This window comes from Paenibacillus sp. J31R98, from assembly GCF_056269245.1.
This window is the reverse complement of sequence record NZ_JBWDNO010000009.1, coordinates 189,996-211,508: the sequence shown is the minus strand read 5'-3', so window position 1 is coordinate 211,508 and position 21,513 is coordinate 189,996. Positions and strand designations below refer to the sequence as shown.

General features: G+C 52.3%; 18 protein-coding genes, 1 riboswitch and 1 other annotated feature (1 of these 20 cut by a window edge). Of the genes, 8 read left to right on the top strand and 10 right to left on the bottom strand.

Translation table 11 applies throughout. The annotated features are described in order from the left end of the window. Positions 1-41: a binding site (T-box leader), on the bottom strand (it extends 208 nt beyond the left edge of the window). 1,028 nt (positions 42-1,069) lie between these two features. Further along, positions 1,070-3,085 carry a beta-propeller fold lactonase family protein gene (locus AC0YNX_RS26520; RefSeq protein WP_475818784.1) on the bottom strand — a complete coding sequence of 672 codons (2,016 nt, stop codon included), beginning with the start codon at positions 3,083-3,085 and terminating at the stop codon, positions 1,070-1,072. Beyond that, positions 3,042-5,072, bottom strand: coding sequence for a hypothetical protein (locus AC0YNX_RS26515; protein ID WP_475818783.1), 2,031 nt, complete (start codon positions 5,070-5,072; stop codon positions 3,042-3,044). Before AC0YNX_RS26515 ends, AC0YNX_RS26520 begins: the two co-directional genes overlap by 44 nt. A 230-nt stretch (positions 5,073-5,302) precedes the next feature. On the opposite strand from AC0YNX_RS26515, the gene AC0YNX_RS26510 reads away from it, so the two are divergent. The 3 genes from AC0YNX_RS26510 to AC0YNX_RS26500 all read left to right on the top strand — a co-directional run bounded on the left by AC0YNX_RS26510 (position 5,303) and on the right by AC0YNX_RS26500 (position 6,944). Continuing rightward, positions 5,303-6,223, top strand: a complete 921-nt coding sequence (locus AC0YNX_RS26510) for a permease (protein WP_475818705.1) — start codon at positions 5,303-5,305, stop codon at positions 6,221-6,223. A 21-nt stretch (positions 6,224-6,244) separates the two neighbouring features. Continuing rightward, the gene (locus AC0YNX_RS26505; protein WP_475818704.1) at positions 6,245-6,577 is read left to right on the top strand and encodes a DUF1980 domain-containing protein; all 333 of its coding nucleotides are present in this window, start codon (positions 6,245-6,247) and stop codon (positions 6,575-6,577) included. Between the two features lie 154 nt (positions 6,578-6,731). Next, a complete protein-coding gene (locus AC0YNX_RS26500) occupies positions 6,732-6,944 on the top strand; it encodes a small, acid-soluble spore protein, alpha/beta type (RefSeq protein ID WP_475818703.1) in 213 nt (70 codons plus the stop codon). Between the two features lie 62 nt (positions 6,945-7,006). Here the strand turns inward: AC0YNX_RS26500 and AC0YNX_RS26495 are convergent, their stop codons facing one another. Beyond that, positions 7,007-7,417, bottom strand: coding sequence for an O-methyltransferase (locus AC0YNX_RS26495; RefSeq protein WP_475818702.1), 411 nt, complete (start codon positions 7,415-7,417; stop codon positions 7,007-7,009). Between the two features lie 244 nt (positions 7,418-7,661). Here AC0YNX_RS26495 and AC0YNX_RS26490 point away from each other — a divergent pair, with 244 nt between their 5' ends. Together AC0YNX_RS26490 and AC0YNX_RS26485 are read left to right on the top strand one after the other, a co-directional pair. Next, positions 7,662-8,921 (top strand): methyl-accepting chemotaxis protein, encoded by a 1,260-nt coding sequence (locus AC0YNX_RS26490; RefSeq protein ID WP_475818701.1) that lies wholly within the window; start codon positions 7,662-7,664, stop codon positions 8,919-8,921. A 102-nt stretch (positions 8,922-9,023) separates the two neighbouring features. Then, positions 9,024-10,058 (top strand): zinc-binding alcohol dehydrogenase family protein, encoded by a 1,035-nt coding sequence (locus AC0YNX_RS26485; protein WP_475818700.1) that lies wholly within the window; start codon positions 9,024-9,026, stop codon positions 10,056-10,058. A 403-nt stretch (positions 10,059-10,461) separates the two neighbouring features. Here AC0YNX_RS26485 and AC0YNX_RS26480 read toward each other — a convergent pair whose 3' ends face one another. Both AC0YNX_RS26480 and AC0YNX_RS26475 read right to left on the bottom strand, forming a co-directional pair. Further along, positions 10,462-11,121 carry an SGNH/GDSL hydrolase family protein gene (locus AC0YNX_RS26480; RefSeq protein ID WP_475818699.1) on the bottom strand — a complete coding sequence of 220 codons (660 nt, stop codon included), beginning with the start codon at positions 11,119-11,121 and terminating at the stop codon, positions 10,462-10,464. 18 nt (positions 11,122-11,139) lie between these two features. Further along, positions 11,140-12,099, bottom strand: coding sequence for an alpha/beta fold hydrolase (locus AC0YNX_RS26475; protein ID WP_475818698.1), 960 nt, complete (start codon positions 12,097-12,099; stop codon positions 11,140-11,142). Between the two features lie 177 nt (positions 12,100-12,276). Between AC0YNX_RS26475 and AC0YNX_RS26470 the strand changes: the two genes are divergently transcribed. Next, on the top strand, positions 12,277-13,203 hold the full coding sequence (locus tag AC0YNX_RS26470; protein WP_475818697.1) for a polysaccharide deacetylase family protein: 927 nt from the start codon (positions 12,277-12,279) through the stop codon (positions 13,201-13,203). 48 nt (positions 13,204-13,251) lie between these two features. On the opposite strand, the gene AC0YNX_RS26465 is transcribed toward AC0YNX_RS26470, so the two are convergent. From AC0YNX_RS26465 to AC0YNX_RS26445, 5 genes are all read right to left on the bottom strand, one after another. Continuing rightward, complete coding sequence (locus AC0YNX_RS26465; protein ID WP_475818696.1) at positions 13,252-14,091, bottom strand: 3D domain-containing protein; 840 nt, start codon at positions 14,089-14,091, stop codon at positions 13,252-13,254. Between the two features lie 109 nt (positions 14,092-14,200). Further along, positions 14,201-14,407, bottom strand: a riboswitch (cyclic di-AMP (ydaO/yuaA leader). Positions 14,408-14,472: 65 nt separating this feature from the next. Further along, positions 14,473-15,621, bottom strand: coding sequence for an ATP-binding protein (locus AC0YNX_RS26460; protein ID WP_475818695.1), 1,149 nt, complete (start codon positions 15,619-15,621; stop codon positions 14,473-14,475). Between the two features lie 157 nt (positions 15,622-15,778). Beyond that, positions 15,779-16,471, bottom strand: coding sequence for a CAP domain-containing protein (locus tag AC0YNX_RS26455; protein WP_475818694.1), 693 nt, complete (start codon positions 16,469-16,471; stop codon positions 15,779-15,781). A gap of 117 nt (positions 16,472-16,588) precedes the next feature. Continuing rightward, complete coding sequence (locus AC0YNX_RS26450) at positions 16,589-17,431, bottom strand: HNH endonuclease (RefSeq protein WP_475818693.1); 843 nt, start codon at positions 17,429-17,431, stop codon at positions 16,589-16,591. 21 nt (positions 17,432-17,452) lie between these two features. Next, on the bottom strand, positions 17,453-18,337 hold the full coding sequence (locus AC0YNX_RS26445) for a helix-turn-helix transcriptional regulator (protein WP_475818692.1): 885 nt from the start codon (positions 18,335-18,337) through the stop codon (positions 17,453-17,455). A 99-nt stretch (positions 18,338-18,436) separates the two neighbouring features. Between AC0YNX_RS26445 and AC0YNX_RS26440 the strand changes: the two genes are divergently transcribed. Together AC0YNX_RS26440 and AC0YNX_RS26435 are read left to right on the top strand one after the other, a co-directional pair. Next, on the top strand, positions 18,437-20,473 hold the full coding sequence (locus AC0YNX_RS26440) for a beta-galactosidase (RefSeq protein WP_475818691.1): 2,037 nt from the start codon (positions 18,437-18,439) through the stop codon (positions 20,471-20,473). 79 nt (positions 20,474-20,552) lie between these two features. Beyond that, on the top strand, positions 20,553-21,509 hold the full coding sequence (locus AC0YNX_RS26435; RefSeq protein WP_475818690.1) for a CAP domain-containing protein: 957 nt from the start codon (positions 20,553-20,555) through the stop codon (positions 21,507-21,509). The last annotated feature ends 4 nt before the right edge of the window (positions 21,510-21,513 follow it).

Genomic DNA, 21,513 nt, shown 5'->3' with positions numbered 1-21,513 from the left:
GCGTACAATCCAAGCTTACTTATTCCCGTCATTGCATTTGCAACCGATTATACTCCCTCCGGGGGATTTGTCAAGGGCTGTCGCCCTATGACGGTACCCGCTTAATAATTAAAGACTTATATTATAAATTCCAACGCTTTAAAGCGGCTCATACACCCCCTAAATCCCCCTAGAAGGGGGACCCCGAGGGTTACACCCCTCTGGACACCGGAAGGTTGTCTAGGGCTGCTACAGCTCCGCTATAGCATGCTTTCGAACATGTCCTCGTTTTCGTCCCTTCGGGACACACTTTACTGCGAGTATTGAACCCGAACCTATAGTTACTTAACTGACGGTACCTGCTACTTCGACTCGATGTAACTACAAGAGTGCTAAAGTAGCCTTTGCCTTACCGGATTCCCCCACTAACTTCAACATCATGACCGCTGCCCACCATACCAGCTACTTCACTCACCTGATCCCCACAGCTTTCACGGTAATGTGTATCCCTGGGGGATACACATTCACCAATTTGACCGCATTCCCACCAATGTGTATCCCTCAGGGTCACTCTTTCACCAATTTGATCGTTTTTCGACTAATCTGTATCCCCCAGGGTCACTCTTTCTCCAATTCGGTCGTTTCTCGGTTAAAGTGTATCCCTGGGGGATACACTTTTGACGGTTTTGCCGAGTTTGAGCTTAATGTAGGTACCCAGAGTACCCTCTTTTGCTGTTTTTGCCATATTTGAACCAGTGTAGGTATCTAGAGGACTCTCTTTTGCCAATTTACTCACTTCTGAGCCATTGTTGATACTTGGAGGACACTCTTTAATCCATTAGCCCAGCTGCTACACCTCTTCGTCACCAGATGTAGTCCACCAGTCCAGCTACTTTCCCTCAAATCCCCCACTTTCACACTCTTCCACACTAATGTAGTCCAACAGACCAGCTACTTCGCTTCAACTCGCCTACTTCCACTCCAATGTAGTCCACCAAACCAGCTTCTTGCTCGCTTCGACTCCCCAATGCTGCCGCTCCCCCATAAACATAAAAAGCCGGGAGTCACCATCGACTCCCGGCAGAAACACCTACTCAATTTGTTTCAAATACGCGACCAAATCCTTCACTTCTTTGTCCGAGAGTTCGGACGTGTGGCCGTGCTGGTCGCCTGCGCGTTTGATGACGTCCTCCAGCGTGGCTGCGCTGCCGTCGTGGAGATACGGCGCGGTCGCGTAGATACCGCGCAGCGTCGGCGTGTCGTATAGTCCACGCACGCGCTTGTTCATAAACTTGCCGCGCGCATCGCCTGCGTAGTCCGTGTCCGTCTTGCTCACGGTGCCGACGTCGTGCAGATAGTCGGTATTCGCCGTCGTCAGCTTGCCGTCACTGCCCACCGCCTTGACGCTGTCCGTCAAGGCATCCGTCGCATGGCACGCGATGCACTGCGCTTTGCCCTCGAACAGCGCCTTGCCGCGCTCCGCAGCGGCAGTCAGCTTGCCGTCCGCCGTCCGAAACGGGCTCTCCGGCACGGGGAAAGCATCCGGCATCCGCATATAGGCCTCCAGCGCATCGAACAGCTTCTGCTTATCCGCAGGCATCGGCTTCGCAGGATCCACGTCCGACAAGCCGCCCATCTCGCCTTGCACCGTATGGATGTAGTCGGTAAAGTCATCCCGACTGCCGTCCCACATAAACAGCCCCGTCTCAAAAGCAAGCACATTGCTCGGCACGTTCCGCGGCCCTTTGCCCGTCGTCAGCGTCAGCTGGTCCACTTCTCCATCGGAATGGCAGGAGGCGCAGCTCATCCAGTTGTTGCCTGCGAGCGGATTATCGTCGCTGTTCGCACTATAGAACAACGTCTTGCCGAGGCGCTGCTGCGCATTCAACCGGTCTGCCGCAATGAGCCCGAGCGGCTTGCCGTCTACCTGAACCCGCCCGCCGTCCTCATCCGAAGCCGGCAGCGAGACATAAGTCAAATCATGCGAGTTCGAATTGTGAATATATAGTTCGCGACCATCAGGCGACATGACCATCCCAATCGGATAATCCCCAGGCAGGTGATGGATCATCTGACTCGCCCTACCACCTCGATTCAGATCAAACACAAGCAAGTCCTCGCTGCCGCCCATGAGCGCATAAGCCTTCTTGCCATCCGGCGAGAACACGATATCGGTCGGATTCGAGACGATGGTCGTCTTGCCGAGTTTGTCTTTCACGTCAATCGCCTTGAACAGCTCTTTGCGCGCCTTCGTATCCTCCGCGCCGCTTCCTGCATTCACAACCGACAACGCAGGAAAAATAACTTCCTCAAACTGAATCGGCGTATCTGTATTCGTCAGCAGATGCGCCTCCCAGAGCGACTTGCCGTCAGGCGTCAGTCGCAGCTGCTCCACCGTATTCGGGATGCCCTGGCTCTTCTTCCTGTCCTTCACATCCGGTGACGCCGCAAGCTCACTCTTGCCAAGCTGCTCCATCGTATCCGTGCGGAACCGCAATGTCCGCGCATGCAAATAATCCGACACATACAACGCTCCACCGTCAGCCGACAGCGCAAGTGCCCGCGGATTATCGCCGGCCTCCACCTGCTGCAGCACCTTGCGGCTCTCCGTATCGATAACGGACACCGTCCCCGAACGATAGCTGCTCACATATAGCCGCTTCCCGTCAGGACTCTCCACGATCCCGTATGGTTCAATGCCAGGCTTCGCCGTACCGATGACACGCCCTTCATCCACATCAATCCATTCGACGCTGTCCGCATAACGGCAGGTCACGTACAATGTTTTTCCATCCTTCGAAACAGCAAGCTCACGAGGCTCCTTGCCTACGGCAATCTCCTTCACAACCTTACGGTCAGTCGTATCAACGATGGATACCGTATTCGAATCTCCGTTCGCCACGTACAACTGCTTTCCGTCCGGCGATGACACGATGCTGCTGCCGGAGGCCGGCGCTGGCGCCGTCTCATGCCGATCGCCAAACCAGCCGCAGCCTGCCGTTAAGGCAGCCAAAGCGGCGAGTGCAATTGCACCCGCCGCCAGCTTGAAACCGCGAAGACCTTTATTTTGTAACCGATACCGGTAGAAGTATTGGAGCAATACCATACTCACCATGTCCCTTCTGCAGCTGCGGTACGGTATCGCCGTCTGTGTTGCCGGAATCGTCGCCTTCCTTGTACACATCGCCTGTATCCCAGAATTCGCTCGCCTGCATGCCTTCCTCAAGCGTCGGACCATCGACTACCTGACGGAAGAACGTGACGTAGCGCTCTTGAATCGCGCTCTGATCCAGTGCCTTCGGCGAGTCTGTGTCATCGCTCGTATTCTTCAGGTTGGACAAAGCAAGACGAAGCACAGCCGACACGCCGCCAACGGTGAACGCGTCATATTTGGCTTCTTTGCCGTTTGTTTTGTATGCTTTCAGGCCGTCGTCCCACAGCTTCTCATCCATAGCCGCATACAGCTTACGTGCTGCATCGCGGTATTTCTCGTCCTCTGTCGCAAGGAATGCCGACGTTAAACCGCGGATCGCGCCGATCTGCGCTTGCAGCGTCGTATTCGAGCTTGCCACGCCCTTCGCTGTATCGTAGCTATCAACCGCTAAGCCGTCTTTGTTGATCAAGTTCTGCATGATAAAATCAGCCTGCTTCACAAGCATCGCTTTTGCTTGAGCTCCTTGCTCCGTGCCCATGCCTTCAGCCGCATCGCCGTTCGCATAGCCGACCGGCAAGCCGTCGATTGCCCGTTCGAACATCCGCAGAGCTTCAATGGTATAGCCCGATTGGAACGTATCGACTGTCGTACCCTGTTTATCTCCATCCGACTCTGTAACGAAAGCACCAGCCTTCTCGTTCCAGTGACGTGTCTTCACGTTATCGAAGACGCCAAGCAGAACATCGCGAGTCACCGTATACGGATCGCTAGACGCAACATCGTTCGAAGGATCCGCATCCGTATTCACCGCTGGCGCTGCCGGGAATGGATCACCGTCAAATACGCGTGCAAACGCCGGATTACGATTCGGATTCGCCGCCCGCTGGTCCGTCATGCCGAAGAACTCCGACGCCGGCCACAGCATCAGCCACTGATCCTGCAGCAAGCTGCGCCCATCGGACACACTCATGCTTTTCACATTCGGGAAGTCCTTATCCCCGTTCTCTTCCACATCAACGGCATGAGGCAAATATGCGCCTGTTGCCAGCGTGCCAAGCGACTTCGACGAAGGATTGTAGAACAGATGATCACGTACGAATAAGAGCTTATTCCAAACTTCCTCTGTCAAAATCATCCCTTGCATGCCGTCGGCGGAACTAACGCCGAGCTTCAAGCCTTGATCGCCTTCCGGGCCTTCCTTTGCAGTAGATGCATCGACCTCTTCGTCGCTCTTCGCGTCATGCAAATTGCCAAGAAAGTCTCCTGCCCACAGCGATTGCTTCAGCATCGCGCCTCCATATGCCGCCGGTACGAGCTGCTTCTTCATTTTGTCGCGGTTCCAGCGAAGCGTGCTGAAATCCACTTGAATCTTCGGAATATATGCGCCATCCTCGCCATCGGCGAATTTGTCCGTTGCAAGCTTCTGCGTGTAATGCGGATCGCCCTCGGAATATTCGATAAAAGTCGGGTACATGTTCTGCTGAATCTGATCCGCTGGCTGACCTACGCTGTCTGCCATCTTCACGAAACGGGACGCAAGCAGCTCGTTATTCTTCACGCCAGCCTTCTGCGCTTCTTCCGCAACAGCAGGACCATTCACGAGATGAAGCCCAAGGCCTGACTTTTCCACAACCTCATACATCGCTTCTTCAGAGTACTCGTAGGACTCGATGCCGGCTATGTAATCGAAGGCCGTCGGCGAATCCGGCTTGCCCGCATCCAGAACGTCCAGATCTGCGCCAAGCGATTCCGCGAGCGGCTCGCCCGAAAGCTCGAATTCCGCATAGGCAAACATATTGCCGGCAGTGTCGAAGTTATAATCCGATACTTTCACATGTGCTTCAGAACCGCAGCCTGTTACAGCAACTGAACATGCAAGAACGGCTGACAACGCAGCGGCGCTTCTTGTTCTTTTCCCCATTTTCCAATTCATCAACATAATCTCCCAACCATTTTTAAGAATGAGAATCATTATCATACAAATCACATAATGCGAATTCTACTCCTTTACCATAAGGTTGGCAATGGTTTTATACACGGTTCCATAAATTTAATAAATAGGCTGTCCTGCCTCGCCTATCGCACGCATAACTTAATACATAACACACACAGCTTGACCTAAATCAATTCCGATCGCTTGTTTTCATGGAGAGGAGATCAAGAGCAGTCATGCATGACTTTCAGCATATTTTTATAAGCATTATCGTTGAAGCCTTCCCATTCATCCTGCTTGGCGTGCTTATCTCGGCGCTGCTGCAAGTATTCGTCTCGGATTCGATGATCGCCCGCATTACACCGCGGAGTCCGATCGCCGGCGTCCTGTTCGGAAGCTTGCTTGGGCTGCTGCTGCCGCTGTGCGAGTGCGGAATGATTCCCGTAGTACGCAGACTTATCCGCAAAGGGATGCCGCCATATATCGGAATGGTGTTTATTTTTGCAGGCCCGATTATTAATCCGGTCGTATTCACTTCCACGTACAGCGCTTTCCAATCAGAACCCATTATCGCTTACTCACGGATGGGACTGGCACTAGCGGTCTGCATCCTGCTTGGACTCCTGATGTACCGATTCATGAAGAGAAGCCCGCTCAAGCTTGGGATTCACTCGCTATCCGGACGCTCGAACGAATCGGATTACGGCCATAACTACAATTATGGCAGCTTGAACGACGGCATCCGCGGACGTATTCAAGCAACCTTCAACCATGCATCGGACGAGTTCTTCGACATCGGCAAATACCTCATTATCGGCGCCTTCCTCACGGCGCTTGTTCAATCGTTCGTGAATCAGGATGTACTCTTGTCCATCGGCGGCCATCCGGGCATTGCCAATCTGTTCATGATGGGAGCCGCTTTCGCGCTGTCCCTCTGCTCGACCTCGGATGCTTTTGTCGCATCATCGTTTCATGGCATCTTCGGCCCCGGCGCACTGCTCGCCTTCCTCGTCTTCGGACCGATGGTTGATGTGAAGAGCCTGCTCATGCTCTTCTCCACGTTCCGCAGCAAAGTGGTGATCGGCATCGTACTCTTCCTGGCTGTCAGTGTCTGGGCGCTATCCATCCTAACGGAGAAGATCATTTCCCATCTCTAACATGAAGGAGGATTACATGATATGCGAACACTTTCAACCGCCCAGCGCAGAGCTATCGCCCACCATCTTATTCGGAGCGGCATATTGGCGGGCTTCGGGCTCTATATTATTTTTCTCGTTCAAACCCATACATTGGCGCAGTATGTTGAGCCTAACTTGTCTGTCTATGTGAAGCTTTCCGCAATTGGACTGTTCGCTACCGCCATCTATCAGCTTCATTCGGCGCTGCAGGAATGGCAAGGTGTCACCGCTGCTCCATGCGATTGCAATCATGAGCCCTCTGCGTCACTACTCGCGAATATCGGTATTTACAGCTTGTTCCTGCTCCCTCTTGCGCTTGGCTTTCTTCTATAATAATTGGAAAAAATTACATCGCGCTAGTTGAATCCGTTTTCGTATAGAAACCGCCATAGCAACCATACTAAGCTCAAGAAGAAACGGCGGTGAGATATACGAGAACGGCAAATACGTAGTTTCTTCCGTAGCAAAATAACAGGAGGTGATTACTATGGCTAGCAGCAATACATTAGTCGTACCTGGAGCAAGCGCGGCGCTTGATCAAATGAAGTACGAAGTTGCAAGAGAGCTCGGCATTTCGTTCCCTGCAGACGGCTATTACGGCGACATGATGACTCGTGACGCAGGTTCGATCGGAGGAGCAATCACTCGCAAGCTCGTTCAAATAGCGGAACAGCAACTTGCAGGCAGATCCGCTCGCTAATCAAGCGCTGAACGATAGAAAAAGCTGCCCCGCATGAGGCAGCTTTTTTTCGTTATGTATAGTTAAGGTGTTTCACGCAGTGCGTGCTGTGCATACTTCGGTGTATAGCGGAACATCCCTGCTGCCAAATTATAGTTGCTCTCGAACGAAATGCTTGCCGACCAGCCGCTTGATCCCGAACGAACGGAGAAGTCGTATAAAATTTCCCCATGCGTCCAATTCCGCTTCAAGCGGATGGAATCGACAGCCATCTTACGGAAGGCTTGTACCTGCTCTCTGGTCATTCCTTGCTCTGCTTCCCCAATTTCACCATTCTTGCTCTCAATTGGATTGTGGCGAACGCCGTACTTGCCAACGATGTTATTCCGAATTTGAATAATTACAGTACCTGCCAAAGAATGAAAAAGTTCCTCTTCCAATTGCTTAAAGACGAAATCAACTTGACGACTTAACGGCATTGTATCCAAATTCATCCATGTCCCCCTCCATCTTCTTGATCTTTATAGGCGATGTCAGCCTACGGACCCATTATATGTCATTGAATAATAGACAGCAATATTATTTTACAAAAACCTTACAGAAAAATAGTTCGTTCGACATTCTTATCTGACTTACAACTCCTCCTTTCGACATCTTTCGTTTTGAAATTACCAATATAGACAAACCTAAAGGCGGTGATATAATAGTGGTATTCCAAATAAAGGGGAGCTCTCCACGATGCAATGGTTCCATTCTATGTCGATTCGAAATAAGCTTTTAACCGGTTGCTACACAATTGTCGCGATCTTCGCGATTGCGCTCATCCTTGGATTGCTGATGACCGGCGGCAGCATTGTACTCGGACTTGTCATCATTGCAATTGCAGCAGTAGTAACGTTTCCTCTAGTAGGCGTCATCGAGAGAGCGCTTACATCTTCGATTGATGAAATGACCTCCATTGCGTTCAGCATTGCAAAAGGTGATTTCACTCAGAAGGTGGATGTATCCTCTTCCGCATCACTTGGCGAGCTCGGCCATTCCTTTAACAGCATGGTGGACAAGCTGCGCGATATCCTGAAGGAAACGTCAACGATCGCAAGAGTTGTAAACGATACGAGCCGCAACATCTTCGATAAAAATATTAACTTGAAGCAAGTCATGGAGCAGGTGGCTACTTCCGCCGGCGAGCTTGCCACAGGTGCAAATACGATTTCCGAGGATGTCAGCGACATGGCAGACTCCATTCGAGATATTGAGACTAAAGTAACGACATACGCGCACTCCACGAAAGAAATGAACTTGCACTCTGACCAAACAATCTCGCTCGTTGAACGCGGACGCCTAGCTGTTGAGAGTCAAGCCCAAGGGATGTCCCGCAACGTGGAAGCGACTTCGCAAGTAGCGGGTGCTATCGAAGAGCTGGCTCGCAAGGCCGATGGCATCTCAGCCATTACGCGCACGATCTCTGATCTCGCGGAACAGACGAACCTGTTGTCGCTGAACGCTTCGATTGAAGCAGCACGAGCAGGCGAGCATGGACGCGGCTTCGCCGTCGTCGCCCAGGAAGTACGTAAGCTGGCGGAAGAGTCGACCTCTTCCACGAAAGAAATACATACGCTCGTTCGCAGCATCGATCAAGGCGTTAAGCAGGCCATTCAGAATATCAAAGTGAACGAAGAAGTCGTTCAGATGCAAATGCAAATGCTGCGCGATTCTGAGGTGATCTTCACTGAGCTCGTTACGAGCGTACAGTTCATTACGCAGCAAATTGCCGAGTTCTCGGCAGAAAGCGATCAAATGATGGAGAGCGCTCGTAAAATTTCCGGCTCTATCCAGAACATCTCCGCGATCACGCAGCAATCGGCAGCAGGTACCGAGGAAGTATCCGCGTCGATGAACGAGCAGATGAGTTCGGTTCAAGATGTTGTAACGGAAACCGAGAAAATGCAGCAGATCGTCATGCAGCTGCAGCGTACAATGTCTATCTTCAAAATTTAATCGAGAATGATTGAGGTCCTCCATCCTCCCGCTTTCGGGATCAGGGTGGAGGATTTTTTTGTTATAATGTACGCATTCATACACAGAGGGGAATTGGAACCTATGACAGAAATGATGCGAGCGGTCGGGTTAACACGGTACTTACCGATCGAGCAAGAAGATAGTTTAATGGATGTCGAAGTGGAGAAGCCTGCTGCACCAATTGGACGAGATATTCTGGTGAAGGTAGAAGCGATCTCGGTGAATCCGGTCGATACGAAACAGCGTGCGCCGAAGGAACGAGTGGAAACGGCTCCCCGCGTTCTCGGCTGGGATGCATCGGGTATTGTAGAAGCTATCGGCCCAGAGTGTGAGCTGTTCCAGCCTGGCGACCGCGTCTATTATGCCGGCAGCATTACGCGCCAAGGCAGTAACAGCGAGTTCCAGCTCGTCGATGAGCGGATCGTGGCGCGGATGCCGGCTTCGTTAGATTATGCCGAAGCAGCTGCTCTGCCGCTAACAGCCATTACGGCGTGGGAAGCGCTGTTTGACAGAATGCACGTCGCAAGAGAGCAAGCTGCGAATGCCGGTAAAACGATTCTGATCGTCGGTGCGGCGGGCGGAGTCGGCTCCATTGCGCTGCAATTGGCGAAGCTGGCTGGTTTGAATGTCATCGGATCCGCTTCCCGTGCAGATTCACGGGAATGGGCGCTGGAACATGGCGCGAATCATGTAATAAATCATCACGAGCCATGGGCTGGGCAACTTACGGACATCGGCATCCGTAACGTTGACTATATTCTGTGCACCAACGCCACGACTGCCCATTTCATGAGCATGGTAGACGCTATCGCTCCGCAAGGCGCAATCTGCTCCATTGTCGACACGACGGAGCCTGTGCCGCTGCATCTGTTGAAGAGCAAGAGCGCCTCCTTCGCGTGGGAGTTTATGTTCACTCGGGCGATGTTCGAGACTGCCGACATGATCGAGCAGCACAGGCTGCTTAGCGAAGTCGCGCAGCTCGTCGATGAGGGCTCGCTGCGGACGACGATGACGAAGAGGCTGTCGCCAATTAACGCCGCAAACCTGCGTGCTGCACATGCCAAGCTGGAATCCGGCTCGATGATTGGGAAGCTGGTTATAGAGAAGTGGGAGTAACGAGCGAGAGCATGTGTAGGAAGCCGCAGATGTGGCTGATAGCATGCAAGTGGGGCTGAGCTGGAAGAGGCAACGGTCAGTATTGAGGAGCGAAAGTGCGAATTGGATGCTGAGAAAGCCCCGACACGAAAATTGACCGGGGAACGGCGGAAATGGAGCTGAGAGAGCAAATACCCTCGCTCGCGTGGCGAAAGCGGCGATTTCCGATGCTGAGAGAGTGTTTAGCCTCTCTCACGTGCAAATCACCGGCGGTCACCACCGGTACCTCTGACGCCTCCTGCTTCTCGGTTCAACACCGGTGGCTTACCTCGCACACAACATGCCCAAATAGCTAACCATACACCAAGAAAGGTCGAGTTCAGGAGCATATCCATGCTCCTAAACTCGACCTTTCTGCCACTCGTTACAGCCCTTTGTTGTAATCGTACCCGATTTCCTGCAGGAATGCCCGAGCAATAACGGCATGGCCCGTATGGTTCGGATGAACGCGATCCCATGCGAGAGTGCCGGAATACAGATGCTCCAGCACTTGGTTGAACGCTGCCTGCGTATCGACGAACAGCGTGCCGTGCTTCTCGGCGATGCGTTTCACAGCTGCGCCGTAACGGTCCATCTCCGCACGCATCAAGTCTTGCGTATTCGGCTCGATATAGAACGGCGTCATCAGCACGATACCTTTGACAGAAGGCAGCGTTTCGGCAACGAGCTTATCCAGCGTCGCCTCGTATTCTTCGAGGTAAACGTGCTGCTCTGGAATTGTCGGACTGTCGTACTGGCGCCACACATCATTCGTTCCGATCATAATTGACAACCAGTCCGGCTTCAGATCGATGACGTCCGACTGCCAACGTTCCTTCAGATCCAGCACCGTGTTGCCGCTTGTTCCCATGTTCACGACACGGATGCCAAGCTCTGGGTAAGTCGTAGACAGCAAAGCATCAACGACGCTCACATATCCTTTGCCAATCGCACCAAACAGCCCTTCTCCGACAGGTCTGGCACGCTCGCAATCCGTAATCGAATCCCCAATCATCACTAGCTTTTCTTTGCTCGTAAGACGCATCGTTCGTTTAAGCCCCCTCTACTCTTCCAAGAAGAATTTTATCACTTTATCATTCAAGCCCGGCAGCCATTCATGCCCAAAATCCGGATAAATTTCAAGCCGCTTCGTAGCGGTGATCTTGTTATAGGCAGCGAACTGCGATGATGGCGGACAGATCGTATCCATCAAGCCGACACCCATAAGCACATCGCCTTTAATCCGGTTCGCCAGATATTGAATATCGATGTAACCGAGTCTTTCGAAAATCTCATCTTCGCGTTTATGCTGCGGATCGAAGTGACGGAAGAATGTCCGTAGCTCCGCATACGCATCCTTGTCGAGGTCCATATCCCATACGCGGCGGTAGTCGCTCAAGAATGGGAACACAGGCGCAAGCTTCGCAACACGCGGTTCAAGCGCTGCGCACGCGATTGTAAGTGCGCCGCCCTGCGAGCCGCCCATCGCATAGACGCGCTTCGGATCGACCTCAGGCATCTCTAAGGCAATCCCCGCTAGCTGTGCGGTATCGAGGAAAATATGACGGAATAAGAGCTGGTCCGCGCTGTCGTCCAAGCCGCGAATAATGTGACCGTTATGCGTATTGCCCTTCACGCTGCCGCTATCCTCGGAGCCGCCGCCTTGTCCGCGGCAATCCATTGCGAATACGGAGAAACCTAACGACACATAGATAAGACGATCCTGCCAATCCCCAACGTTGCCCGTATAGCCGTGGAACTGGACAACGGCCGGATGCGGTCCGTTCGAATGACGCGGACGGGCGTATTTAACATGGATGCGAGCGCCCTTCACCCCTGTAAAATAAAGATCGAAGCATTCTGCTGTCGGAGTCTGGAAGTCACTTGGAACAAGCTCGATGGCAGCGTCCACCTGGCGCATTTCGCCCAAAGCCCGCTCCCAATAGTCGTCGAAGTCGGACGGGCGCGGATTGATGCCTGAATACGTTTTCAATTCATGTAACGGCATATCAATTGTTGGCATATGTACGGTCTCCTTTTCACCATTATTCCCTTTCATGTTACGTGGTGGACTTGCTGCTGTAAAGTGCGAAGTTGCGTCCCATGCATGATCAAGGACGGAGAGGGCACAATGAATTCGAATGTTTGAGACGGTAAACAAAGCAGACAGATCATTCTGGTTGACGGGGGGATTAGGTCCATGGGAACGACGCGCAGAGCCCGCAAAGCATTGGTGCTGCTTCTGACCTGGATCCTATGCGCATGCAGCGGCATAGATACCATACAAGGCGACAGAGTTGCTGCTTCTGGGAGGAGCCCTTCAGCACAGTCTGATCAGATTGAAACTGCCAAGGCCGGTTTAGGGAACAGAATGCAGCCGCCTGCAGAAGCCGAGCCATCCTTCACGAGTGGGCAACAGCAGCAGGTCAAGAAGAAAAAGAACCGTGGAGAAGCGATGTCGTGGGTGACGCTGCAGCGTATGTTCCCCGGCTCCTTCGTGATCTGGGGTCCGCGCGGTTCACGCCGAGTCGCGCTGACGTTCGATGACGTGCCGGACCCGCGCTTTACCCCGCAGGTGCTCGAGACGCTAGCCCGCTACAAGGTGCGGGCAACCTTCTTCGTCGTCGGCCAGCGGGCAGCCAAGCATCCGGCGCTCGTTCAGCGAATCAGCAAAGAAGGGCATATCATCGGCAATCATTCGTATGATCACGCTGTATTTTCCCGCATCTCGCGCTACGCGTTCGAGCAGCAAATTGCACGGACGGACCGGATCATTCGCCCATTGATCGGCTACAGCCCTAAGTTTATCAGGCCGCCCTACGGTGAAATAACACCTTATCAGGTCGATTGGCTGCGCAGCCGAGGGTACATCGTAGTGAACTGGGATACCGATTCCGTGGATTGGAAGAGTCTCGACAGCAACCGCATTCTCATTAACATTAAGCGGACGCTGCAGCCCGGCTCCATCATCCTGCAGCATGCAGGAGGCGGGGAAGGCCAGGACCTGTCCGGCACCATTGCAGCGCTCCCACGGCTTATCAACCTGCTGCGCAGTAAAGGTTATCAGATCGTCACGCTGCCGGAGCTCTTGAACCGGCCTGCCGGACGCAACTGGCGCAGCCGCTAACAGAGATATAAGCATCAAAAAGGCAGCCTTCGGCAAGGCTGCCTTCTTCTAATCTAGAACATATACTTTTACAGATTGGTAACCGAATTTGCTTGCAGCTTGCTGCGATTGCGGTACAAAGATATCAATACGGTTGCCATTAATGGCGCTTCCCATATCGGTAGCGACTCCCATCATGCCGCCGACTGGCAACCCATCATGGTCGTAACCGGTAATGTACAATTTGCTGCCAAGCGGAATAACGTCTGGATCTACTGCAATCGTACCGAGCTTCAGCTTATTGCCGAAGTAGTCTACCGCTCCCCAGCCGTTCTCCGACGGATCAGCCGTATACGCGCTCGCTTTGGCTTTTACGACATCTGTGATGTCATAAGCTCTGCCGCCAACTGTAATTTCATCTTGTTTCGTTTGTTTCACCTGTTGCGTTTGTTTCTTCGATGCCGCCTTTTTGGACGACTTCTTTGCGGCTTTTTTCGCCGTTTCCGACTTAGCTGCTTTCTTCGACGCCTCTGCTTTCGCAGCAGGCTTCGACGACTTCTCAGCCTTCGTAGACGCTGTCACAGCTTTCTCTTGCTTCTGTGCTTGTTCAGCCTGCTTCGACTCTTGAGCGATCGGCTGCGGTGCATCCTGCTTCAAGTTTGCGACTGTAACGGTTGTTGGAATAACGATTGTTAGTCCCTTGTACACATTCGCTGGGTCGATCATCGGATTCGCCTTCAGCAGCTGCTCAAGCGATACGCCGAATTTCTGCGACAACGACCAGAACGTATCATTGTCTGTCGCCGTGTAGTTCGATTCTGCTTGCGCTGCGCCAGCATGCGCGAAGATCGCGATGCCAAGTGCTGCGAGCAGGGCGCTTCTTTTCCAGAATGAGTGCTTCTGCTTCACTATGAACGTCCTCCTTTAATTTACGGACATATATCCTCAATGAGTTCTCGGATATATTCCGTCATTACGATGCTGACAGGTCAAGCTGCTAAAGCTAAGCCAGCTACTCATCTTCATCGCATGCGGCCTACGAGGTTAGTTGTCGGATTCGGACGAAAGGAGTTCCGCCCTACGCTTGTTAACCAAGCGATTCACCCCAGCGCTGCTGTGAACGCATTAACCAGTTCACTGAACTGGCGAGCAAAAGCGTCTATTTCTGACGCTATCTATGCTCTAAAAATATCCCCCGCACATAATGTTTCGGCTCGCGTTAAAGGATAACACAGACACTTACGACAATCCTACCGGAAAATACAACCAACACCGAAAAACAGCCGAATCTTACAGATTGCGCGGCAGTCGAATCGCTACCGTCGTCCCTTTACCAGGCACGCTCTTGATTTCCATTTTCCCTTGATGGCCTTCGATGATGCGATAACAAATCATCAGACCAAGCCCCGTTCCGCTGTCCTTCGTCGTGAAGAACGGACCGCCGAGCTTCGGAAGCTGCTCCTCTGGAATGCCTGTCCCTTCATCAATAATCGAGACGGCAATATGCTGCGCATCGACATTGGTAAGCGTAATGGTTATGATGCCGCCACTTGGCATCGCCTCGATGGCGTTCTTGAGCACGTTGACGAACACCTGCTTCAGCTGATTCTCATCACAGAGCAGTTCCGTCACATCCGAATCGAGCTGCGGAATAATCTGCACATCTTTCAAGATCGCCTGCGTTTCGAGCAGCGTCAGCACATTGCCAATAATCCGGTTGAGATCATGCTTGCGGAATTGGCTGGCCTGCGGCTTCGCCAGCGCCATAAACTCCTGCACGATCGAGTTAATCCGATCCAGCTCCACGAGCATAATGTCAAAGTACTCATGATACTTATCGATCTTCGTCTTCAGAAACTTAGAGAAGCCGATCAAGGAGGTCAGCGGATTGCGTATTTCATGAGCAATGCCCGCCGCCATCTGTCCGGCAACAGAGAGCTTCTCGGAATGAATGAGCGCCTCCTCTTCTTTCTTCCGTTCACGGATATCGCGAAAGACGCTCTGAACGACTGTACCTTTGCCAGGATAATTATGTATGCGGGTGCTGGATACCTCGACATCAATAACCTCGCCAAACACATCAATAATGCGGCACTCCTCGAACTCATTCGGCTCATCCGTTTGCATAACCGCGTGGATACGCTCCATCGATCGTGCCTGGTTATCGGGGTGCATGAATTTCCATACCTTTATATCACCTGTGATCTCTGATAATTCAGTCATGCCGAGCAAACGCAGTCCCGCTTGGTTGGCGAACAGAACTTCGATTCCGTCATGTACAAAGATCGGCTCAGGCAAATATTTAATTAATCGCTGATAGCTTAGCGCTACTGAATAAGGCGGAGCAATATCCGGTTCAATTCTTCCAAGCCTTATCTTCCTCTTCGTTCGTTCAGCCAACGTCTGGTTGTAGTATATTGCCGTCGCCTTCCGTCGCATAGTGGACCCCCGAGTAGTCAAATTCGTTAGAATAGATTTCGCTTTTATTTACCCAATACCTGCGCGGCATGAAGAAATTAAATTTCTCTCATGCAACAATGACGCTACCGGAATAACAAAAAAGCGGCCCCCTGGCCGCTTCCCGTTGCTTGCTCATTTATGAAGTAAACTCTTGTACCCATTCACCGTTGTAGTACGCAACGCCGATTTTCTTGTAATTAGCGCCAAGAATATTCGCTTTATGGCCTGCACTGTTCATCCACGCCGTCATCACTTCCGAAGGCGTACGCTGGCCTTTCGCGATATTCTCGCCTGCATAAGAGTAAGTGACGCCGTAAGCACGCATCATGTCGAACGGGGAGCCGTAAGTCGGCGAGTTATGGTCAAAATAGTTGTTCGTGTACATATCTTTCGCTTTGTCCAGCGCGACCTTAGTCAGAAGCGTATCGGACTTCAGCGCAGCAAGGCCAACCTTAGCGCGTTCCTGATTCACAATCGTCACAACTTGAGCTGCAAAAGTAGACTTGTCCGTCGTGTTTGTTGTAGTCGAACCGGAGCCGGAACCTGTGTTGCCTCCGCTTGTTGTCGTCGTCACAGGCACCTTCACTGTCATGCCTGCCCAGATGATGTTCGGATTCTTGATAGTCGGGTTAGCCGCGATCAACGCGTTCAAGCTTACACCGTATTTCTTCGCGATTTTATACATCGTGTCCGTGTTTGTTACTTTATAAGAGACGGAAGTGTTCACGGAGGCTGCTTCTGCCTTCTGCAGGGCTGCTCCTCCTCCAAGCGCGATCAAGCTGGCTGCGAGTACACTAGCTACACCTATACGAAATGGTTGCATCTTCATGAAAAATCCTCCTCGTTTACAAATGTTGTATGCCGGGGCGCCCCGACGCCACTCATACTAACACGGGAGTTATTCGCTTTTCATGAACTAAATATTGGAAAATAGGTGTCAAACCCGCTAGAAATCATCATTATTAACAAAGTCTAATTTATCGGCCTTCTTGAGATTGCACTCCGAGCAAGCGCATACGCAATTGGCCGGCGATGACAATCCGCCCTTTGATTTCGGCATGACATGGTCAATCGTGTCACCGAATTTACCGCAATACCGGCAAATATAATCGTCGCGCTGCAGAATAAGCAGCCTGAAATCCGTCTTCGTATATAATTTATGAATCATGCCTGAATTAATAATGCCAGCTGCGCCTTCTTCTACCATACGCACAGCCATCTCCGTTGGAATTACGGTCGACCAGCGCTTCCCTGTTTCCCGATAGCCGCGCAGCCTTATATGCCCTCTTCCACGGTCGTTCAATACCGAGGTCTTGAATGTGAAGGAGCCTTGGATCTGCTTAATGACTCGGTCCGGCGGCCGAACCGGCGTCTTTGCAACTTCTATTATCTGCTCGGTTTCCTGCTGTTTACGCAGCCGAGCCGACTTGTTGTAACGTCCGCGGCGGCGCTTTCGCTTACGCTTGCGTGTTCGCGCCGGCGGCAATTCCGATGCCGTTGCCGCTACGGATGCTGTTACCGTTGCAGCGCCTTCGGCAGCTCGCGGTTCAGCCACGGCAGCTTGTCCCACAGCAGCCACATCTACGGCTGCTTGCGCGGTCCCGCCCTGAGCCATCCCGGCAGCGATGGCTGAATCCGAATGCAGCGGCGCTACTGCCACTATCGTGTCACGCTTGCGCCTGCGCATACAGGAGCGGCATGTCCCGCGCCGGCCGCTCTTGCCTGCCCGCTTCGTGAACGCGGACTGCGGCTTCTCTTGCCCGCATACTGTACATTGCTTCGTTTCCATCGCTCTATTCTCGCTTTCGCTTTAGCCTGATATTAAGCCGTGCAGCTTGCGGAACTGCTCTGGCGTAATGCCTTCCGTCTTGCCGAATGCCGCAATAAAATGGCTGGAATCGCGATAACCCGACAGCTGCGCGATTTCCTTGATGGAGCGTGAGCTGTCGCCAAGGCTCATCATCTCTTTGGACTTAATAATGCGCAGCCGAATCAAGTAGGCATAGGCAGTAATGCCGAAGGCTTGCCTGAACAGTGAATTCAAGTAACGCGGGCTGATCGCCAGCTTCTCCGCCATATCCGTAAGGCTAATATCGGGATCGCCATAATTCTCATCGAGCCACCCAAGCAGCGGGTCTAGCTTCTCCAAATGCTGGAATACCGATGACCGGCCGCCTTTCTGCCCGTAAATCTTGATCATCGTCAGGAACCGATACAGCTGCGCCGATGCATTAAGACCTGTTCGGTCCTCGTCATGTTGGGCCTGATTGATCATCGCAATCAGCTGAGAGGTGATTGGCGCATCTTCATCCCAATGCAGCCACTCCGTATGCCGGATCCCAAGCGATGCAAGCATCGATGCAGCGAGCACGCCGCCGAACGTCACATAGAGCGTCGACCACTTCCGTCCACCCTTGGAGACGTAGAAATGCGGCACCCCAGGGAAGAGCAGCGAACCATGCCCCGGAGGCAGCGAGTAGCGTATGCCGTTCAGCTCGAATTCACCTTCGCCTTCAATCGTTTGCAGCCAGTGGAAGTACGGATATCCTTTCGTCCGGTCTACCGCTTCCTGCTCTGGATTGAAGCCAATACTATCCATATAGAGCGGCAGCTCGAACTCGCCGCTCTTAAACATGAACCGATTCTGCTGCTGTCCGTTTATGTTGAATTGCTTCCGCTCCGTTTGCTGTTCCATATTATGATATCCTGCCTAAACTTTTTTATATATCTCTCACTCGAATCTTACCATAAAATAAAGCTGTTATCATCTTATTTACCTAAAGGGGATTAACGCATGGATACGACGAAATTGCCCAAAATGTTATATGGCGGCGACTATAACCCAGAGCAGTGGGACGAGAGCATTTGGCTAGAGGATATGCGGCTCATTCCGCTCGCGGGCATGAATATTGCAACTGTCAATGTTTTCTCCTGGGCGATGCTTCAGCCGAATGAAGATACCTATCATTTCGAGACGCTTGATCGCATTATGGACATGCTGCACAAGAATGGCATTTACGCATGTCTGGCTACAAGCACTGGCGCACATCCGGCCTGGATGGCACGCAAATATCCAGAAGTGCTGCGTACCGACTTTGACGGCAGGCAGCGTAAATTCGGCGGACGCCATAACTCCTGCCCGAATAGCCCGGTCTACCGCAACCTCTCCACTGAGCTTGCCTCCAAGCTTGCTGAGCGTTACAAAGACCATCCTGCCCTGCTTCTCTGGCATGTGTCTAATGAATATGGCGGCGAATGCTATTGCGACCGCTGCGAAGCAGCATTCCGCGAATGGCTGCGTGCCAAATACGGCACGCTGGACAAGCTGAACGAACAATGGAATACCCGTTTCTGGGGACATACCTTCTACGAATGGGACGAGATCGTGCTGCCAAGCGCTCTATCGGAGCAGTGGGCATCTGATCGTACCTGCTTCCAAGGTATCTCGCTTGATTATACTCGCTTCAATTCCGACAGTCTGCTTGATTGCTACAAGCTCGAGTATGACGCATTGAAAGCGCATACGCCCGACATGCCAGTCACAACGAATCTGATGGGCACGTATAAGCCGCTCGATTATTTCAAATGGGCGAAGCATATGGACATTATCGCATGGGATAACTATCCTTCCATGGATACGCCCACAAGCTTCACTTCCATGACGCATGACCTCATGCGGGGCTTAAAGAGTGGAGCGCCGTTCTTGCTTATGGAGCAGACGCCGAGCCAGCAGAACTGGCAGGCATACAATACGCTGAAGCGGCCAGGCATTATGCGTCTATGGAGCTATCAGGCAGTGGCGCACGGCTCGGACAGCGTTATGTTCTTCCAGCTTCGCCGCTCTGTCGGCGCCTGCGAGAAATATCACGGCGCGCTAATCGAGCACGTCGGCCATGAGCATACGCGCGTGTTCCGCGAATGCGCTCAGCTCGGCAAGGAGCTGGACAGCCTTGGCACGAAGCTGCTCGGCTCGCGTCTGCCTAGCCGCATTGCCATTATGTATGATTGGGAGAACCGCTGGGCGATCGAATATTCAAGCGGTCCGACCGTTGATCTCAAATATGTAGATGAAGTTCATAAATATTACCGTGCCTTGTATGAACAAGGGTATCAAGTCGACATCGTGTCTTTCGAGGACGATCTCAGTCCTTATGCGATCGTGCTTGCTCCGGTCATGTATATGGTGAAGCCGGGCATGGCTGCGAGAATGGAAGCTTATGTCGCTGCAGGCGGTAAATTCGTCACGACGTTCTTCAGTGGAATTGTGAACGAGAATGACTTGGTAACGCTAGGCGGTTATCCTGGCGAGCTGCGTGAATTGTTGGGTATTTGGGCAGAGGAGATTGATGCCTTGTTCCCTGGGCAGCACAACCGAATCGTCATGAAGGAAGCGCTAGGCAAACTGCATGGGGACAGCGAGTACAAGTGCACGATTCTATGCGATCTTATCCATGCCGAGAGCGCTGAAGTGATGGCCGTATATGGCGATGACTTCTATAAAGGAATGCCGGTGCTGACACGCAACCGGTTCGGCAGCGGCGAAGCATGGTATGTGGCATCGAGTCCGGATGCCGATTTCCTGCAAGGCTTCCTAGGCGCACTTTGCGACAGCAGTGGCATTAAGCCGCTTCCCGGGAAGCAGGCTGGCGTTGAAGTAACGCTGAGAGCGAAGGATGATCGTTCGTACTTGTTCGTCCTCAATCACAATGCAGCAGAAGCAGCAGTTGAGCTTGGCGAGTATGCCGGCGTCGATCTGTTAACCGGTGAAACAGCTTCCGGCCAAGTGCATCTGGCTGGCTACGGCGTCCTTATTATTGAGCAATTTGCTTGATATTGCCTCGTTCCCTGATCGCATAGCTCCTTGCGCCGCTGAACATATTAGTTGGTGTGAAGGGAGCTTGATCAGACAAATGAGAAGATTTTTCGGGACTTTATTAGGTATTTGTTTAGCTCTTGGCGTAGGTGCTCTGATCTACAATGCGGTATCCGGACCCGGACCGAACAACACGTACAAAGCGGCCAACAGAGCAGGTCATGAAGTAAGGAAATTGGGGCGGGATGCAGCGAACACTGCAGATAACCTGCTGCCGCTGAACAACCGCACGTACCGCAATAACATGTACGGCAACACGAATAACGGCAATACGTATCGTGGCTATTCCTATAATGACACAGCCACACCGCTTGGCAACAATAATAATCGTTACAATGCAAATGCGTACAACGACGGCACTCTTCAAGGTAATCTCGGTAACTTAGGCAATTTGAACAACTACCCGTGGTATCAATGGCTGAACGGTCAGCTGCGTCAAGTCAATCCGGGCACAACCGGCAACACTGGCGGCAACTACGGCACTGGCGGCAACACCGGGTATCCGACAGGCAATACGGGTAACACCGGTAATCAAAATACGGGCAACACTGGCAACACCAGTAATACTGGCAATACAGCAGGTTCTGGCAATGCGGGTTCCAGCGGCAATCAATCCATCGCGCAGCAGATCTTGCAGCAAGTGAATGCAGAGCGCGCCAAAGCCGGTCTGTCGGCACTGTCACTTTATGATCCGCTGTCGAAGAGCGCTCAAGCCAAATCGACTGACATGCGCGACAAGAACTACTTCTCGCATGATTCACCAACGTATGGCAGCCCATTTGATATGATGAAGCAATTCGGCATCAGCTATTCGTATGCAGGCGAGAATATTGCTGCTGGTCAGAAGAGCGTTCAGGATGTAATGACTGCTTGGATGAACTCCCCTGGTCACAAAGCAAACATTCTTAGCCCTAACTTTACGAAACTCGGCGTTGGCTATGCTCCAGGCGGCAACATGAGCCCGTATTGGACGCAGCAGTTTATCAGTCCGTAAGCAG

Coding starts and splice junctions, on each gene's coding strand:
- AC0YNX_RS26520 (WP_475818784.1), bottom strand. CDS start 3,085: ATGGTATTGCTCCAATACTTCTACCGGTATCGGTTACAAAATAAAGGT.
- AC0YNX_RS26515 (WP_475818783.1), bottom strand. CDS start 5,072: ATGTTGATGAATTGGAAAATGGGGAAAAGAACAAGAAGCGCCGCTGCG.
- AC0YNX_RS26510 (WP_475818705.1), top strand. CDS start 5,303: ATGCATGACTTTCAGCATATTTTTATAAGCATTATCGTTGAAGCCTTC.
- AC0YNX_RS26505 (WP_475818704.1), top strand. CDS start 6,245: ATGCGAACACTTTCAACCGCCCAGCGCAGAGCTATCGCCCACCATCTT.
- AC0YNX_RS26500 (WP_475818703.1), top strand. CDS start 6,732: ATGGCTAGCAGCAATACATTAGTCGTACCTGGAGCAAGCGCGGCGCTT.
- AC0YNX_RS26495 (WP_475818702.1), bottom strand. CDS start 7,417: ATGAATTTGGATACAATGCCGTTAAGTCGTCAAGTTGATTTCGTCTTT.
- AC0YNX_RS26490 (WP_475818701.1), top strand. CDS start 7,662: ATGCAATGGTTCCATTCTATGTCGATTCGAAATAAGCTTTTAACCGGT.
- AC0YNX_RS26485 (WP_475818700.1), top strand. CDS start 9,024: ATGACAGAAATGATGCGAGCGGTCGGGTTAACACGGTACTTACCGATC.
- AC0YNX_RS26480 (WP_475818699.1), bottom strand. CDS start 11,121: ATGCGTCTTACGAGCAAAGAAAAGCTAGTGATGATTGGGGATTCGATT.
- AC0YNX_RS26475 (WP_475818698.1), bottom strand. CDS start 12,099: ATGCCAACAATTGATATGCCGTTACATGAATTGAAAACGTATTCAGGC.
- AC0YNX_RS26470 (WP_475818697.1), top strand. CDS start 12,277: ATGGGAACGACGCGCAGAGCCCGCAAAGCATTGGTGCTGCTTCTGACC.
- AC0YNX_RS26460 (WP_475818695.1), bottom strand. CDS start 15,621: ATGCGACGGAAGGCGACGGCAATATACTACAACCAGACGTTGGCTGAA.
- AC0YNX_RS26455 (WP_475818694.1), bottom strand. CDS start 16,471: ATGAAGATGCAACCATTTCGTATAGGTGTAGCTAGTGTACTCGCAGCC.
- AC0YNX_RS26450 (WP_475818693.1), bottom strand. CDS start 17,431: ATGGAAACGAAGCAATGTACAGTATGCGGGCAAGAGAAGCCGCAGTCC.
- AC0YNX_RS26445 (WP_475818692.1), bottom strand. CDS start 18,337: ATGGAACAGCAAACGGAGCGGAAGCAATTCAACATAAACGGACAGCAG.
- AC0YNX_RS26440 (WP_475818691.1), top strand. CDS start 18,437: ATGGATACGACGAAATTGCCCAAAATGTTATATGGCGGCGACTATAAC.
- AC0YNX_RS26435 (WP_475818690.1), top strand. CDS start 20,553: ATGAGAAGATTTTTCGGGACTTTATTAGGTATTTGTTTAGCTCTTGGC.